Source organism: Burkholderia sp. 9777_1386, from assembly GCF_015712265.1.
In the GTDB taxonomy this organism is placed as follows: Bacteria; Pseudomonadota; Gammaproteobacteria; order Burkholderiales; family Burkholderiaceae; genus Burkholderia; species Burkholderia cenocepacia.
This window is the reverse complement of sequence record NZ_JACCQB010000012.1, coordinates 68252-82369: the sequence shown is the minus strand read 5'-3', so window position 1 is coordinate 82369 and position 14118 is coordinate 68252. Positions and strand designations below refer to the sequence as shown.

Annotated in this window: 10 protein-coding genes and 1 pseudogene; 6 read left to right on the top strand and 5 right to left on the bottom strand. The window is 65.8% G+C overall.

Going from position 1 to position 14118, the window contains the following annotated elements:
• Positions 1 to 15 precede the first annotated feature (15 nt).
• The gene (locus tag H0X91_RS12465) at positions 16 to 1494 is read left to right on the top strand and encodes a purine-cytosine permease family protein (RefSeq protein ID WP_080331066.1); all 1479 of its coding nucleotides are present in this window, start codon (positions 16 to 18) and stop codon (positions 1492 to 1494) included.
• An 81-nt stretch (positions 1495 to 1575) separates the two neighbouring features.
• Positions 1576 to 2352 carry a carbon-nitrogen hydrolase family protein gene (locus H0X91_RS12460; RefSeq protein WP_080331067.1) on the top strand — a complete coding sequence of 259 codons (777 nt, stop codon included), beginning with the start codon at positions 1576 to 1578 and terminating at the stop codon, positions 2350 to 2352.
• A gap of 372 nt (positions 2353 to 2724) precedes the next feature.
• Here H0X91_RS12460 and H0X91_RS12455 read toward each other — a convergent pair whose 3' ends face one another.
• The 4 genes from H0X91_RS12455 to H0X91_RS12440 all read right to left on the bottom strand — a co-directional run bounded on the left by H0X91_RS12455 (position 2725) and on the right by H0X91_RS12440 (position 9922).
• On the bottom strand, positions 2725 to 6006 hold the full coding sequence (locus H0X91_RS12455; protein ID WP_080331068.1) for an autotransporter outer membrane beta-barrel domain-containing protein: 3282 nt from the start codon (positions 6004 to 6006) through the stop codon (positions 2725 to 2727).
• 537 nt (positions 6007 to 6543) lie between these two features.
• Positions 6544 to 7110, bottom strand: coding sequence for a cytochrome b (locus H0X91_RS12450; RefSeq protein ID WP_196433061.1), 567 nt, complete (start codon positions 7108 to 7110; stop codon positions 6544 to 6546).
• Complete coding sequence (locus tag H0X91_RS12445) at positions 7107 to 8180, bottom strand: catalase family peroxidase (RefSeq protein ID WP_080331070.1); 1074 nt, start codon at positions 8178 to 8180, stop codon at positions 7107 to 7109. Before H0X91_RS12445 ends, H0X91_RS12450 begins: the two co-directional genes overlap by 4 nt.
• A gap of 368 nt (positions 8181 to 8548) precedes the next feature.
• Positions 8549 to 9922, bottom strand: coding sequence for a M23 family metallopeptidase (locus H0X91_RS12440; RefSeq protein ID WP_080331071.1), 1374 nt, complete (start codon positions 9920 to 9922; stop codon positions 8549 to 8551).
• Positions 9923 to 10202: 280 nt separating this feature from the next.
• Here H0X91_RS12440 and H0X91_RS12435 point away from each other — a divergent pair, with 280 nt between their 5' ends.
• Positions 10203 to 11072: a mechanosensitive ion channel family protein gene (locus H0X91_RS12435; protein WP_080331072.1), complete on the top strand. Its 870-nt coding sequence runs from the start codon at positions 10203 to 10205 to the stop codon at positions 11070 to 11072.
• Between the two features lie 32 nt (positions 11073 to 11104).
• Here the strand turns inward: H0X91_RS12435 and H0X91_RS12430 are convergent, their stop codons facing one another.
• Positions 11105 to 11239 (bottom strand): hypothetical protein, encoded by a 135-nt coding sequence (locus H0X91_RS12430; RefSeq protein ID WP_372237116.1) that lies wholly within the window; start codon positions 11237 to 11239, stop codon positions 11105 to 11107.
• Between the two features lie 25 nt (positions 11240 to 11264).
• On the opposite strand from H0X91_RS12430, the pseudogene H0X91_RS35430 reads away from it, so the two are divergent.
• The 3 genes and pseudogenes from H0X91_RS35430 to mqo all read left to right on the top strand — a co-directional run.
• Positions 11265 to 11369, top strand: a pseudogene (locus tag H0X91_RS35430) (Lrp/AsnC family transcriptional regulator); the annotation flags it as partial.
• Positions 11370 to 11439: 70 nt separating this feature from the next.
• Entirely contained in the window at positions 11440 to 11745 is a 306-nt protein-coding gene (locus tag H0X91_RS12425; RefSeq protein ID WP_179146783.1) for a hypothetical protein, read from the top strand.
• 537 nt (positions 11746 to 12282) lie between these two features.
• Positions 12283 to 13926, top strand: coding sequence for a malate dehydrogenase (quinone) (mqo, locus tag H0X91_RS12420; RefSeq protein ID WP_069230495.1), 1644 nt, complete (start codon positions 12283 to 12285; stop codon positions 13924 to 13926).
• Positions 13927 to 14118: the final 192 nt, after the last annotated feature.

Here is a 14118-nt window from a genome sequence, read left to right as displayed (position 1 = left end):
GGAGACATCGTCGTCATGCATCGCCCCGAGACCCTCGACCTCGTCCGCGCCGAACCGACCGGCCTCCAGATCGAGCATCATTCGATCGACTACATTCCGGAAAGCGAGCGCCATGCGAAGCTCGCCAGCCAGGGACCGTTCTGGTTTCTCGGCAATTTCCACTTTTTCACGATCTCGATCGGTTTCGTCGGGCCCGGCATGGGCCTGTCGGCGGGCTGGACGACGCTCGCCGGCGCGCTCGGCATCATGTTCGGCACGCTGTTCATGGCGTTCCACGGCTCGCAGGGGCCTGAAATGGGGCTACCGCAAATGATCCAGTCGCGCGCGCAGTTCGGCTATCGCGGCGTCATCGTCGCGCTGCTCGCCACGCTGTTCGTGTTCGTCGGCTTCAATGTCGTCAACGTGTCGCTGATGGTGGACGGCGTGCACAACGTGTTCGGCATCGACGGCGGTTTCGTCGCCGTCGCGGCGGTCGCCATCGGCGCACTGCTCGCGATCTACGGGCATGACCTGATGCATCGCACGTTCACGTGGGCGCTCGTCGCCACGCTGCCGCTCTATGCGCTCGTCACGCTCGCGCTCGTGTTCGGCCATGCCGCGCCGTCGAGCGCGCCCGTGTCGTCGACGCCGCCCGGCTTCAACTGGATCGGCTTCGCGACCCAGTTCGCGATTGCGGCGAGCTACAACATCTCGTACGCGCCGTACGTATCCGACTATTCGCGCTATCTGCCGAAACAGACGAGCCGCGCAAAGCTGATCGCGGTCATCTTCGCCGGCGCATCGCTGTCAGGCGCCTGGATGATCGGCCTGGGGGCATGGCTCGCCCAGAAACTGCACGCGGCCGATGCGCTAGTGGCGATGAACGACGTCGGCGCGTCGCTCGTCCCCGGTCTCGGCAAGCTGATCGCGTTCGTGTCGCTCGCGGGGTTCCTCCCGATCATTGCGCTCAACGCATACAGCGCAATGCTGACGGTACTGACCGGCATCGATTCGATCGTGCCGATCAAACCGACGCGCCGCGCGCGGGTCGCGTCGATTCTCGCGATCAGCACGTTCGTGCTCGCCTGCGTGTTCGCGATTCGCGGCAACGGCATCGCGCTGCTTCAAACCTTCCTCACGCTGATGCTCTACTTCCTCGTGCCGTGGACCGCCGTCAACCTCGTCGACTACTTCTTCGTGCGTCGGGGCCATTACGCGATCGCGCACTTCTTCACGCCGCGCGGCCTGTACGGGACGTGGCAATTGCGCGGCATCCTGTCGTACATGATCGGATTCGCGTCGATGGTGCCGTTCTTCTACGTGTTCGACGCGGAGGCAAACCGGGCGGTATTCGTCGGGCCGGTTGCGCGGATGCTCGGGGGCGTCGATGTCGCCTGGCTCGTCGGGTTGATCGTCTCCGGTGGCGTCTACTGGCTCATGTCGCGCTCGCTCGATCTCGATCGCGAACGCCGCATCATCGCTGAAACGCCCGCCGTCGACGTGCCGTCCAACTGAGCCTGCCGGTCAACCTGTCCCGGCTCTGTCGCCGGAACAGCTTCCGTCATCCCCGCCATTAACTGTCATCGAGTACCGACAATGAGTATCTTGCGATTGCGCCTGATCCAGTCCATCCTGAAGGACGGCGCGCACGCGTCGAATCTTGCTCAGGCCCTTGCGCATATCGAAGCGGCGCGCGGCAACGCCGATCTGGTCATCTTCTCCGAGACGTACCTTCCGGGGTTTCCGACACCGGATGACGTCGCCCAACTGGCCGAGCCGCTCGATGGGCCGTCCGTACGGGCAATTCGCGCCGCCGCGCGTGACGCGCACGTCGCCGTCGTCATCGGATTCGCCGAACAGGACGACGGGCGCTACTTCAATACGGCGATTCTGGTCGATGAATTTGGCGAGCTCCGGCTGCGCTATCGCAAGTCCCACATGTACGAATCGGATGTGGGCGTCTTCGAAGCGGGCGGCACGTTCGATGTGTGCGAATGGCGCGGCATCAAGGTCGGCATGTTGATCTGCTTCGATCTGGAATTCCCGGAAACCGGCCGGGCGCTCGCGCGGGCCGGCGCGGATCTGATCGTGATCCCCGACGGCATGATGCAACCTCATGGCCACGTCCACCGGAAAATGATTCCCGTACGCGCGCTCGAGAACCAGGTCTTCGTCGCGATGGCCAATCGGGTCGGCCCGGGCGATCGCTATACGTTCAGCGGAGAAAGCATCGTCGCTTCGCCCGAAGGCGACGTCATTGCCGCGGCACCGCCGGACCGGGACGCGGTGGTCGACGTCGGTATCGATCTGGATGAGATTCCGCGCAACCGCGCCGCTTTCCGCTATCTCGATCTGGTACACCCGGCTCTGTAGTGCGCATGCCAGGTCACCTCGACCGGCGCGCCGCCACGCGTTGCATCGAACGCCCGCTTCACGGGATTCGGTCAAATCGGACCAGGCTGATGGGCCTACGTTGCGCCCGACGCTACTCCGTCGCTGCGCGGTTCCGGTTCGACAAGCTGCCGACGGCCCGGGTTTTGCGGTGCAGGCCGCGACCGCTGGCCATCGGGAACCGCGCACGATCCGACCGTGGCACGGGCGTTCGAGGGTGGTCGATCGGCGCGGCCACATGGTTCGAACCCTGTTGTACGCCGACTTTCAGTACGCTGCCTGATGCGCGCTCGAGCGCTCGCGCCACGGCCGGTCCACCCTTCGCGGCAGACCATCGATCGATGGGCCGCCTCGTCACCATGCCCACCGCACGCCCGCATTGCCAGTGATCGTGCGCTGATGCTCGCCGCCGAGGTTCGTCAGGTAGCTGACCGTCGCATACACGCTGCCGCGCTTCGTCAGCTGCGCGACGAGCCCCGCGCCGATCTGCCCGGCCGTCTGCCCGACTTGCGTGCCGATCGTCGTCGAGCCGCCGAACGTCGTCCTGTCGTCGCTGCCGAACGAACGCAGCACGTTCACGCGCAAGTACGGCTTCCAGCTCACGCCGTTCGCATCGAACGCGTATTGCAGCCGCGCGCCGATCCGGCCGAGGAACGTGTTGCCGTTGTTCCACGTGACGTCCGACACGCCGTCGTTGAATCGGGCCAACGACAGCCATTGCCACAGCAACTGCGCCTGCGGCTCCAGCGTCAGCCCATAGCCGAGCGAGATCGGCACGCCCGCTTCGACCGAACCGGTGACCGCGTTGCCGTCCGTCGAACCACTCACATTGTTGTTCGAATGCGTGCGTACGGTCAGCACGCTCCCCATCACCACTGCGTCCGTATACCAGCCGCCCGGGCCAACGTGTGTCCAGTATCCGCCGAGGTTGTACGCATTCGCCTGCAGCGAACCCACGCCCAGATCCGGCTGCGCGAGCGCAAAACCGTTCACGTCCCCAATCGCGCGCGAGAATCCGAGGAAGAAGCCGTAGTGGTTACGGTGTCCGCTCGGTCGGTTGTCCGCATAGAGATCCTGCCCGACCTGCATCCCCCATACCGTTCCGTCATAGGACGGCGTCACATCGCCATTCTGCTTGATGTTGCTGTAGCCGCCCCATACACGTGACCACGACACGGGCACCGAGCCGTTTTCGGCCAGCAGTCCCTGTTCGCCCTGGCGATCATGGAAGGTATCGATCTGCAGCAATCCAAGCTGGCGCGCGACAGCCGGCACTTCCGAGTACAGCGGGACTTCGGGACGGTAAACAGGTTCCGGCTTGGCGTCGGGCGCCGCGTTCTTGACAGCCTCGACGATCGATTCCGGCGTACCGTCGGCAACACTGAATGGCGGTTGCTGCGTTGGCTGATCCGGCCGCGGAGGAACCGTGCTGCGCAGATACCAGTCCTCCCCCGTCAAGGCGGTAACCCCGCCTTTCACCAGATAATAGGAGTAAGCGCCAGCGCTGACCGTACCGCCCGCCAACGTAAACGCGTTACCCGTATTCGCAAAGTTCACGGCGTAAACCAACCGAATACCGTCGGACTTGGTCAGCGCACCGGCACCACCGACGTTCGTTACGTTCAGTGTCGTCTTGCCGCTTGCCGTCGCCACTGCCGGCACACCGCCGATCAGCAGCGTGTCCGATGGCGCACCGTCGCCGGCAAGCGTCGTATTCATGTTGACCGCTCCATTCTGCCCGACATAATTGCCCGACACGGCCAATCCGTTACCGACAACGCGCCCACGGAGCTCCACAACTCCCGCATTCGTCAGGGTTCCGAATATCTGGAAGTTTCCCGGCAAACCGCTGGCCAGACTGGGCAGCGCATTCGCGACTGAAATCGTGCCATTGTTCGTCACGTTACCCGTCACACTGCCATACCCGCCAAGCGTCGCACCGGGCGCGATGGTCAAGGGGCCACCGCCCCGCAGTCCCGCCGCCGCATCGAGATCACCGACAATGAGCGTGCCGGCAGCCACGTTCGTTCCGCCCGAATACGTGCTGTGTACGCCATTCAATGTCAGCGTGCCGTCTCCCAGCTTGGTGAGTCCGCCCGAACCCGTGATGTCCTGCATGATCGTCGTGTTGAACCCCTGCGTATCGATCGCGCCGTTGTTCGAAGTGGTCGAGATCGCGCGGCTCGACGCGAGATTGAACGCGCTGCCGAACTGCAGCGTGCCGCCGTTGAAAGTCAGTCTTCCCGACGAAGCGCCGAGCGCATTGTCGGCCGCGACCGACAGCGTGCCTTGCGTGATCGTCGTGCCGCCGGAATACGTATTGCCGCCCGCCGCGGACGGCGTGAGCGTCAACGTGTCCGCGCCGGTTTTCTCCACCGCACCCGACCCGCCAATCGTGCCCGTGTACGTGCCGGCGCTGTCCTGCTGGAAGCGCACGAGCCCGTTGTCGGTGACGGACAGCGGCAGGTTCGACGCATTCGCCTGCAGTGTCGCGCCCGCGTTGACGGTCGCGACGACCGATGCCGTCGTCGTGCCGAGCGTGCCCGTAAGGTTCAGCGTGCCGCTCTGCACCAGCGCGGTCGAGAACGTGCCGGTGCCGGCCCACGTCCAGTCGGTGCCGGCCATCGTCAGGCGCTGGAAATTCGTGAACGCATTCGACGCGGTGCCGGTGCCCTGCAGCGTCACGGTGTTGGTGCCCGCGCCGCCGTTGGCCGTGCCGACGATCTGCGAGCCCGTCTGCAGGATCAGCGTCACGTTGCCGTTGCCGCCCTGGATCGCGGTGCCGCCGCCGCCCTGGATCAGCCCCGCGTTGGTGATCGTCGTCGCGCCGTTGGTCGAGCGCACGCCGATGCCGTTGTTGCTGACGATCCGGCCGCCGGCCTGGTTCGTGATCGTCGCGGTGAACGAACTGCCGAGCGTGTTCGATACGACGGCGTCGACGCTGCCGCCGCTGGTCGCGGTGCCGGTGGTCTGGATCGTGCCGCTGTTGACCAGCGTGTCGTTGTTGCCCTGCATGTAGACGGCCGGCGCATCGCGGCCGTTCGACGTCAGCGTGCCGCTGTTGGTGATCGTCCCGTTGCCGCCGAGCAGCGACGCGGCGCGCGCGTTGTTGCCGGACGTCGTCACGGTGCCCGTGTTGACGATCTGGTTGCCCGATGCGCCGGGATTGCTTTGCCCCCACGCGGCCGTCATCCCGTACGCGTTGTTGCCGGTGGTCGTGATCGTGCCGTTGTTGACCAGCGTATTGTTGTTGCCGTTCGCGGCCATCCCGTCGTTGTAGGTGCCCGACGTCGAAATCACGCCGGTCGCCGCATTGGTGAGCGTGTTGCCGTTGTTCACGCCGAGCAGCACCGCGCCGCGATTCGCGACGCCCGTGCCGTTGCCGGACATCGACAGGCTGCCGTTGTTGGTGATCGTGCTCGACGTGTCTACGGAGAACGGCGTCGGCGTGGACGTCAGCACATAGCTGCCCGTCACGGTCGAATCGAGGTTGATCGTCACGCCGGTGCTGCCGGCCGTGGCCACGACCGACGGCGCATTCGCGCCGGTACACGTCACCGTCGTGCCGCTGCCCGGCGCGGTGGCCGAGCACGCCGCATACGTGCTGACCGGCACCGCGCCGGTCAGAATCGCCATTCCACCCAAACCCAGGTTCCGCGCCTTTCTTTTCATTTTTCCGCTCGCATTTATTGGTGACGTTATTGCTGCAAATCGGTGCGTGAAACGGGTTATATCACTTGTCTTGAAATAATCGCAAGATCCATTGGCGTGATATCGGAAATCACGTGGCAATTCATTGCGGAACGAGAAATAAGGAAAATGGTCGCGTTGTTGCGTCGCGGAAAATGCTGCGGCACCGGCATCATGAAAGCGAACCGGTTTAATTTTCCGGTTATCGCGAGACTCCTGAAAGTCGTGACGACGAGATTCGGGCGAATCGGAAAATATGACGCGATACCGCAATCGCACGGGTCGTGCAAAGCAACATGGACAATTCGGCCATGTTGCCTTGCACGAAGCAATGCCACCCGCTTTGGGACGACTACATGGCCAGAGGTGTTCGTCGATGCGCTCGACGATCCCGCCAGCAGATGTTCCGGATAGCTGGACGGCCGCCGTCGAAGCCGCCATGCGACGCCGACGCACTCCGCCGACGATCGAACGACGGGCTACTTAACTACGCTGCCGTCCACCGCGTGCCATGCTGGAAAAAACGCCGTCCCGGTAAATCCACGCATGAACCAGGGCAGCCGACAGATGGGCCAGCACGACGACGAACAGCAGTCGCGCCAACAGGCCATGCGCATCGCGCAACCATGCAAAGAGCGTCGGGCTGGCCGGTACGATCGCAGGCAGGTTGACGCCCTTGAACAGGACAATCGGGAAACCGCCCGCCGACAACAAGGCCCAGCCGATCAGCGGCAATGCCAGCATCAGCACATACAGTGCCCAGTGCGACGCTTTCGCTGCGAGCACCTGCCAATACGGCAGACTAGCCGGCAGTGCCGGCGGCCGGCTGCGCACCCGATTCGCGACGCGCAGCAGCGCCAGCACGAGGATCGCGATACCCAGCGGCCGATGCAGGTCGATCAGCCAGATCCGGTGACGCAACGACGTCATCATGCCGGCGCCGATGAACAGCATGGCCAGGATCATCGCGGCCATCAGCCAGTGCAGACCGCGCGCCAGCGCGTTGAAATGGCGCGGTGCGCCGTTGCTCGCGAGCTTGTGCGTATTCATTTGACCTCCTGCTTGCCGACCGCCTCGGTCGCCTTGCCGTAGCCGATTTCGCGTTCGCGGCGATTGAACGAATGCGCGTACGCTCCCGAGCGCGCGTTCAGGATCGGATCGTTCGACACCGCGACGCCCGCAGGCACGATCGACGGATCGAAGTTGATGTCGCGACACGCGCCCTCGGCCTGTTCGACGACACGCGTCATTTCCAGCGTGCCGGCGACGAGCTGCTTGCGATCGGCCGGCCACGGCTGCGACGCGTCGTCGACCGGATCGCCCGGCTGCGCGAGTTGCAACACGTAGTCCCAATGGAGCGGCTTGCGCGCGAGCCGCTCGCGCACGCCTTCGAACAGGAAGTCGTGGTCGGCCTTCTGCCGCTGCGCATCGCTCATCGGAATGAACGGATCATGCGGGCGCATCATCCAGCGCACCGGCTGCCGGTGGCCGTCGGCGGCCACGAGATAGAAGGCATTGACGCTGTAGAACGTCGCGCCCGCGAAACTGCCGGGCGCCGGTTCCTGAGCCGCCCATTTCATGAACTTCTCCGCCTCCGGGTACGCTTTCAGGAACGCGGACACCCGCGCCGGGTCGGGCTGACCCGTGGCCGGATCGGGCGCGGTCGCCTGCTGCATGGCCAGAAAGCCCTCCGGTTCGTGTGTCGCGAAGTACGGCTGGTTGTTCATCGCCATGCGCCATTGCTGCTTGTCATCGGTCGTCAGCAGCAGAGCCATGCTCAGCGTCGTCGTGGAGTTGTCGGCCGCGTACGGGCTGCCGGTGCCGATCGAGAGTCGTCCGACGACCGGGATGTCCGCCTGCGTGAAGACACGCGCGGTCGACAACGGCACCGCCGCGCGGTCGGGACGGAACGTGCCGACGAAGCAGACGCCCTTGCCGTGCGCGCGGCGAAAGCCGGGCGGAAACGGCTGCGGGGTTTCCGATATCAGCGATACGCTGGTCGTGCGCGAACCAATCCAGCCGGCCGTCCACGCAAGGGTCGACATCAGTGCGCCGGCAACGGCGGCAATCGCCGCCAGCGCCCCCCACGTGCGTGTCGACCTGAAATCCAGTTTTGACATAGATGGTTTTCATCCCGTTGTGTCGTCGTGCGTGCCGCGCCATGTTTTGCCCAGCGCGGTCGTCTATGCATGAAGCGCGCGGCCGCGCTCACGAGCGCCGCCGGGTGCGCACGATCGAGTCGATTGAGGTACGAACGCGGTCGCGATGACCCGCTGTGGGAATCGCCACGCGCGTTGCATCCGAAAATCTTAGCGACGGGGCAAAAGCGGAACCATCAGACCAGGCTGAAATCGTCAACGGGGTGTGGGACCAGTCCGGCCGCGCGCGCAGCGTCGTTGCGCGCATGCCGAGACGGCGGGTGTCGGTTGGCCCATGCAACGATGCCGGCCATTGCGGCCAGCATCGAGGAGCGGGCAACTGCTAGCGGTCAGCCCGCATGGGATGCGGAGCGCGTCGACATCGCCACGGGTTGCGCCCAAGTGGCCGATGCTAGCTGAATGCGCGCATCACGCGCCACGCGGTTGAACGCCACGCGTTGCGCACCCTTCAGTTTCGCCGCTCTGGCTGCGTGCACGAGCTCGATCGGATCGACGAGGCGCGCATGCCGGCGCACCTCGAAGTGCAGATGCGGGCCGGTCGCCGTTCCCGTGCTGCCGACCGCGCCGACGCGTTGACCGCGCATCACGCGCGCGCCGGTTCGCAACGTCGGCTCGAACGCCGACAGGTGCGCGTAGTACGACGCGTAACCGCCGTCATGACGAATCACCACGTACTTGCCATAGCCGCGCGGCTCGGTGCCGATGAACGTCACGACGCCGCGCTCCGACGCATGAACGGCGCGGCCCGCCGGCGCCGCGAGATCGACGCCCGAATGCACGTGACGCGCACCGCTCACCGGATGCACGCGCGCGCCGAACGGCGAGCTGATGCGCGTCGCGGCGACCGGCATCGAGAAGCGTGCGCCGGCGAGCGGCATGCCGTCGAACTCGTAATAGGCGCCCGGCGAGCCGGCCTGCGCGGCGAACCACACGGCCGCGACGCGCTGCCCGCGAAAGCGGACATCGAGCGCCGTCACGCGTACGCGGCCCGGCCGCGTTGCGCCGTGGTCCGGCTCGAATGCCACGCGGAAGGTGTCGCCCTGCGCGCCGCGCTGCTTCGGATCGATGCGCCCGGCCAGCATGCGGGCGATCTGCGCGGCAACACCGGCCGGCAGATCGGCGCGCGCCAGCGACGCATGCAGGCTGCCGACGATCGCGCCGGCGCGCGTGCCGCGATCCGGCTGCGCGAGCGTGAACGGCTCGGCGGAGGCCAGATCGACCGGACCGTGCGCGAACGCCGGCTGCGCACCCGTCGCGGGCAGCGCCGACGCCAGCCCGTAATCGAACCGCGCCGCATAGCCGCGTTCGACCGCACCGCGCGCGGTATCGCACAGCACGCGATATGCAACGCAGGCGCCGAAGCGCACCACCGGATCGTCGCGCCCGATGCCTGCCGACACGTTCCACGCATGCGATGCATAAGCGACGTCGAGCGGCGCGGCGGACGATACACGCAGGCCGCCCCACGTCGTGCGCGCGGAATTGAAGAAAGGCACGTCGCCAAGATCGGTGATTTCCGCCGTCGCGGGCGCGGCCGGCGCGGCGTCGTGAAACGCCTGCGCTGCCGCGCCCTGTGCGCCGGCCACGCACGCCGCCGCGACGATGCCGCGCAGGAACGCACGACCCATCGGAAAACGGTGAACGCCGCGGGACGCGGGTTGACCTTGCTCGCGTGCGACACGGAAACGCAGGTCTGACCGCATGACGTCGTCACTCGCTATTCAATGAAAAATCGGGAAAGAACCGGACATCGCGGAGGAACGATCGTCGCGATCCGGCTACTCGACAGCGAGTGTATCGGCGTGGTCGAAACGGCTAAATAGGACTCGTCTTATTTGTTAAGAATGCCGCTTAATACTCGTACCAAAACAATGCCGCCGGGACGCCATGCATTCGCGCGAAACCCGCCACGCCGTGTACAGTCGAGGGCTGCCGGCGCACGACACGCGCCGCGCACTGTGTCCTCAACACCGGAATCCCGTCATGTTTCTCGATCATCTTCATCCGGAACGCTGGACGTTCCTGTGGAACGCATTGTCCACCCTCTCTCTCAAGCTTGCCGCCGGCCTGGCGCTGCTCATCGTCGGCTGGTGGCTGTCGAAACGCGTCGGCAACTGGCTGAACCGGCTGCTCTCGAACAAGGAGCGCGTCGACGACACGCTGCGGCCGATCCTCTGCGACGTCGCGGTATGGGGCATCCGCATCGTCGCGATCGTCGGCGCGCTGTCGCAGCTCGGCATCGAAACCGCGAGCATCGTGGCGGTGCTCGGCGCGGCCGGCCTGGCCATCGGCCTCGCGTTGCAAGGCACGATGCAGAACATCGCGGCCGGCATCATGCTTCTGCTGCTGCGGCCGTTCAAGGTCGGCGACTACATCGACGGCGGCTCAGGCGTCGCGGGCACCGTCGAAGAGGTCGGGCTCTTCATGACGCGCCTCACGAAGCCGGATGGCATCTGCGAGTACGTGCCGAACAGCGCGCTGCGGGGCAGCTCGATCCGCAACTACACGCGCAACCCGACGCGCCGCCTCGATCTCGAAGTGGAAGTGTCCGTGCACGACGATATCGATCGCGCGCTCGCTGCGCTGCATGCGCTGGCCGTGGCCGATCCCGACGTGCTGCAGGACCCCGCGCCGGACGTGATGGTGATGCGCTTCGACGACAGCACGGCCGTCGCGAACATGCGCGTGTGGACGCATACCGACAAGTTCTGGACGATGCGCTGGCGCCTCGCGCGCCAGGTGCGCAAGACGCTCGCCGACGCGGATTGCGCGCTGCCGATCCGCACACGGGAGCTGCACATCGTGCACGACGCGGCACGCCGCGCGGACGATACGCGCGTGCGAGTTTCGTAAGGCTGCGCGGCGGGCCGCGCCCCGCTGCGACGTTACATCCAGACGATGTCGAGCAGCACCTTCCTGCCGCTCTTGCAGGTGAACACCGAGATCGCGCCGTGCTTCAGGTCGCCCCGCGGCGTGATGCGCGTTTCGCCGATCGCGCCGCGATAGACTGTGACCGGCATCGCGGCCAGCATCTTCGCCGGGTGCCTCGAGCGCGTGCTGAGGAAGCAAGCCGGCGTGTCGTCGATCCAGTCGAGCCTCGCGTTGCGCGAGGTGAAGTTCTCGTCACGCGTGCCGGTGCCGGACGCGTGACCGTTCATGCCTTTCAGGCGCCCACACACGGGCATCCGCCGTCGATCGTCATCCCATGGAGCGCTACCCGATGAAACGTTACTTTCCCACCGCGTCGTTTGCCGCCGCGATCGCCTGCGCATTCGCATTGAGCGCCTGTGCGGCGCAATCGTCCACGCCGGCTGCTGCTTCGGCACCGGCCGATAATGCCGCGCCAGTGGCCCCGCCGCTGGTCGGCGGCGATCGCGACGCGCACGGCTGCATCGGCTCGGCCGGCTACGCGTGGTGCGAGCGGACGCAGCAGTGCGAGCGTCCGTGGGAACTTGCGAAGGCGCGGGGTTTCGCGAATTCGGCGCAGGCGTATGAGCAGTTCTGCCGGAGCGGCGGAGCGAAGTGAACTGATGCGAGTGAACGGGTCGCGGTGCAACGCCGCGATCCGATGATGTTCCGGTCTGGTGCATGGCCCCTCCATCGCACGCATTCGACCCGCCGATCCCCATCGATTTTCCCGCGTCGCGCCCCGTCATTCCGGAAACCCGGACGCGCAAAAAACCCCACGAAAACAGGGATATTCGCCGCCTGCGACACGTTGTCCGAGTTCGGTTATATTACGCGCCCCTTGCCACCCCGCCCCCGCAAAACGCGTCGCACGCGGCCCCTTTCAACGCAGCCTGAAGCGCCGTTCGCTCAGGCTTGCCGCCCGGGCCCGGGCGCGTGGCGCACCCTCGCGAAGCAGGCGCTTGCCTGCCCGCGGGAAGCCGATCCGAAGGTGTCCTTCCGAATCGCTTCGCGTGCGCAAATGCAACGGCGCGCCGCGCCGATCCGGAATTCCGGATTCGCGCTCCGAATCTCCGGACCCGCGTTCCGGCGCCACGGAACCGCGCGCCGGGCGGCATGGCAAACCGATGCATCCAAGTTGAAAAAGGGATCTGCTGTGATCAAAACGTTACGGGTAATACTGTCGGCGCTCGCGCTATGCGTCGCGACATCGTCGGCGCACGCCGCCGATACGAAGAAAGTCGATGTCCTGCTGGTGGGCGGCGGCATCATGAGCTCGACGCTCGGCGTCTGGCTGCACGAACTCCAGCCCGACTGGTCGATGACGATGGTCGAACGCCTCGACGGCGTCGCGCTGGAAAGCTCGAACGGCTGGAATAACGCCGGCACCGGCCACTCGGCGCTCGCCGAGCTGAACTACACGCCGGAGAAGGCGGACGGCAAGGTCGACATCTCGAAGGCGATCGAGATCAACGAGTCGTTCCAGATCTCGCGCCAGTTCTGGGCGTGGCAGGTCAAGCAGGGCGTGCTGAAGAATCCGCACTCATTCATCAACTCCACGCCGCACATGAGCTTCGTGTGGGGCGACGACAACGTGCGCTTCCTGAAGAAGCGCTACGAAGCGCTGCAGGCCAGCCCGCTGTTCCGCGGGATGCAGTATTCGGAAGACTACGACCAGATCAAGCAGTGGGTGCCGCTGATGATGGAAGGCCGCGACCGCAATCAGAAGGTGGCCGCGACGTGGACGCCGATCGGCACCGACGTGAACTTCGGCGAGATCACGCGCCAGTTCGTCGGCTACCTGAAGACGCAGCCGAACTTCACGCTGTCGCTGTCGAGCGAAGTGCGCGAAATCACGCGCAACGCCGACGGCACGTGGCACGTGTCGTGGGTCAAGCTGCATTCCGACGAACCGCCGCAATCGGTCGACGCGAAGTTCGTGTTCATCGGCGCGGGCGGCGGTGCGCTGCACCTGCTGCAAGCGTCGGGCATCCCCGAGGCAAAGGACTACGGCGCATTCCCGGTCGGCGGCTCGTTCCTCGTGACCGACAACCCCGAGGTCGTGAAGCAGCACCTCGCGAAGGCGTACGGCAAGGCGTCGGTCGGCTCGCCGCCGATGTCGGTGCCGCACCTCGACACGCGGATCATCGACGGCAAGAAGATCATCCTGTTCGGGCCGTTTGCGACGTTCTCGACCAAGTTCCTGAAGAACGGCTCGTACTTCGACCTCGCGAAGAGCACCAACCTGCACAACGTCGCGCCGATGATGCGCGTGGGCGTCGACGAATTCCCGCTGGTGCAGTACCTCGCCGGCCAGCTGATGCTGACCGACGACGACCGCTTCAACGCGCTGAAGGAATACTTCCCGAACGCGAAGAAGGAAGACTGGCGCCTGTGGCAGGCCGGCCAGCGCGTGCAGATCATCAAGCGCGACCCGGTCAAGGGCGGCGTGCTGAAGCTCGGCACCGAGATCGTCGCGTCGCAGGACGGCAGCATCGCGGGCCTGCTCGGCGCGTCGCCGGGCGCATCGACCGCCGCGCCGATCATGCTGAACCTGATGAAGAAGGTGTTCAAGGACAAGGTCGCGACGCCCGAGTGGCAGCAGAAGATCCGCCAGATCGTGCCGAGCTACGGCACCAAGCTGAACGACAGCCCGGCGAAGGTCGTCGAGGAATGGACCTACACGAGCGACGTGCTGCAACTGTCGCCGCCGCCGAAGATCGACCTCGGCGCGCCGTCGCAGCCGACCGGCAACGCGCCGGCCCGCCCGGCGAAGGCATCGGCCGACATGGCGCTGTAAACGCGCCCGACGCCGCGCAACAGCCGCGCGGTACCCATGCGGCACCGTCATGCCGCCCGACACGGCCGCCCTCCGGGGCGGCCGTTTTTCCTGGTGCGCGCCGGGCGGGAGCACCGGCTTCCGCTAGAATTGCGGCACGCGCGACCCCGTCGCCGCCCGATCCATCATCCGCATCGACACAACCCGAGCCAC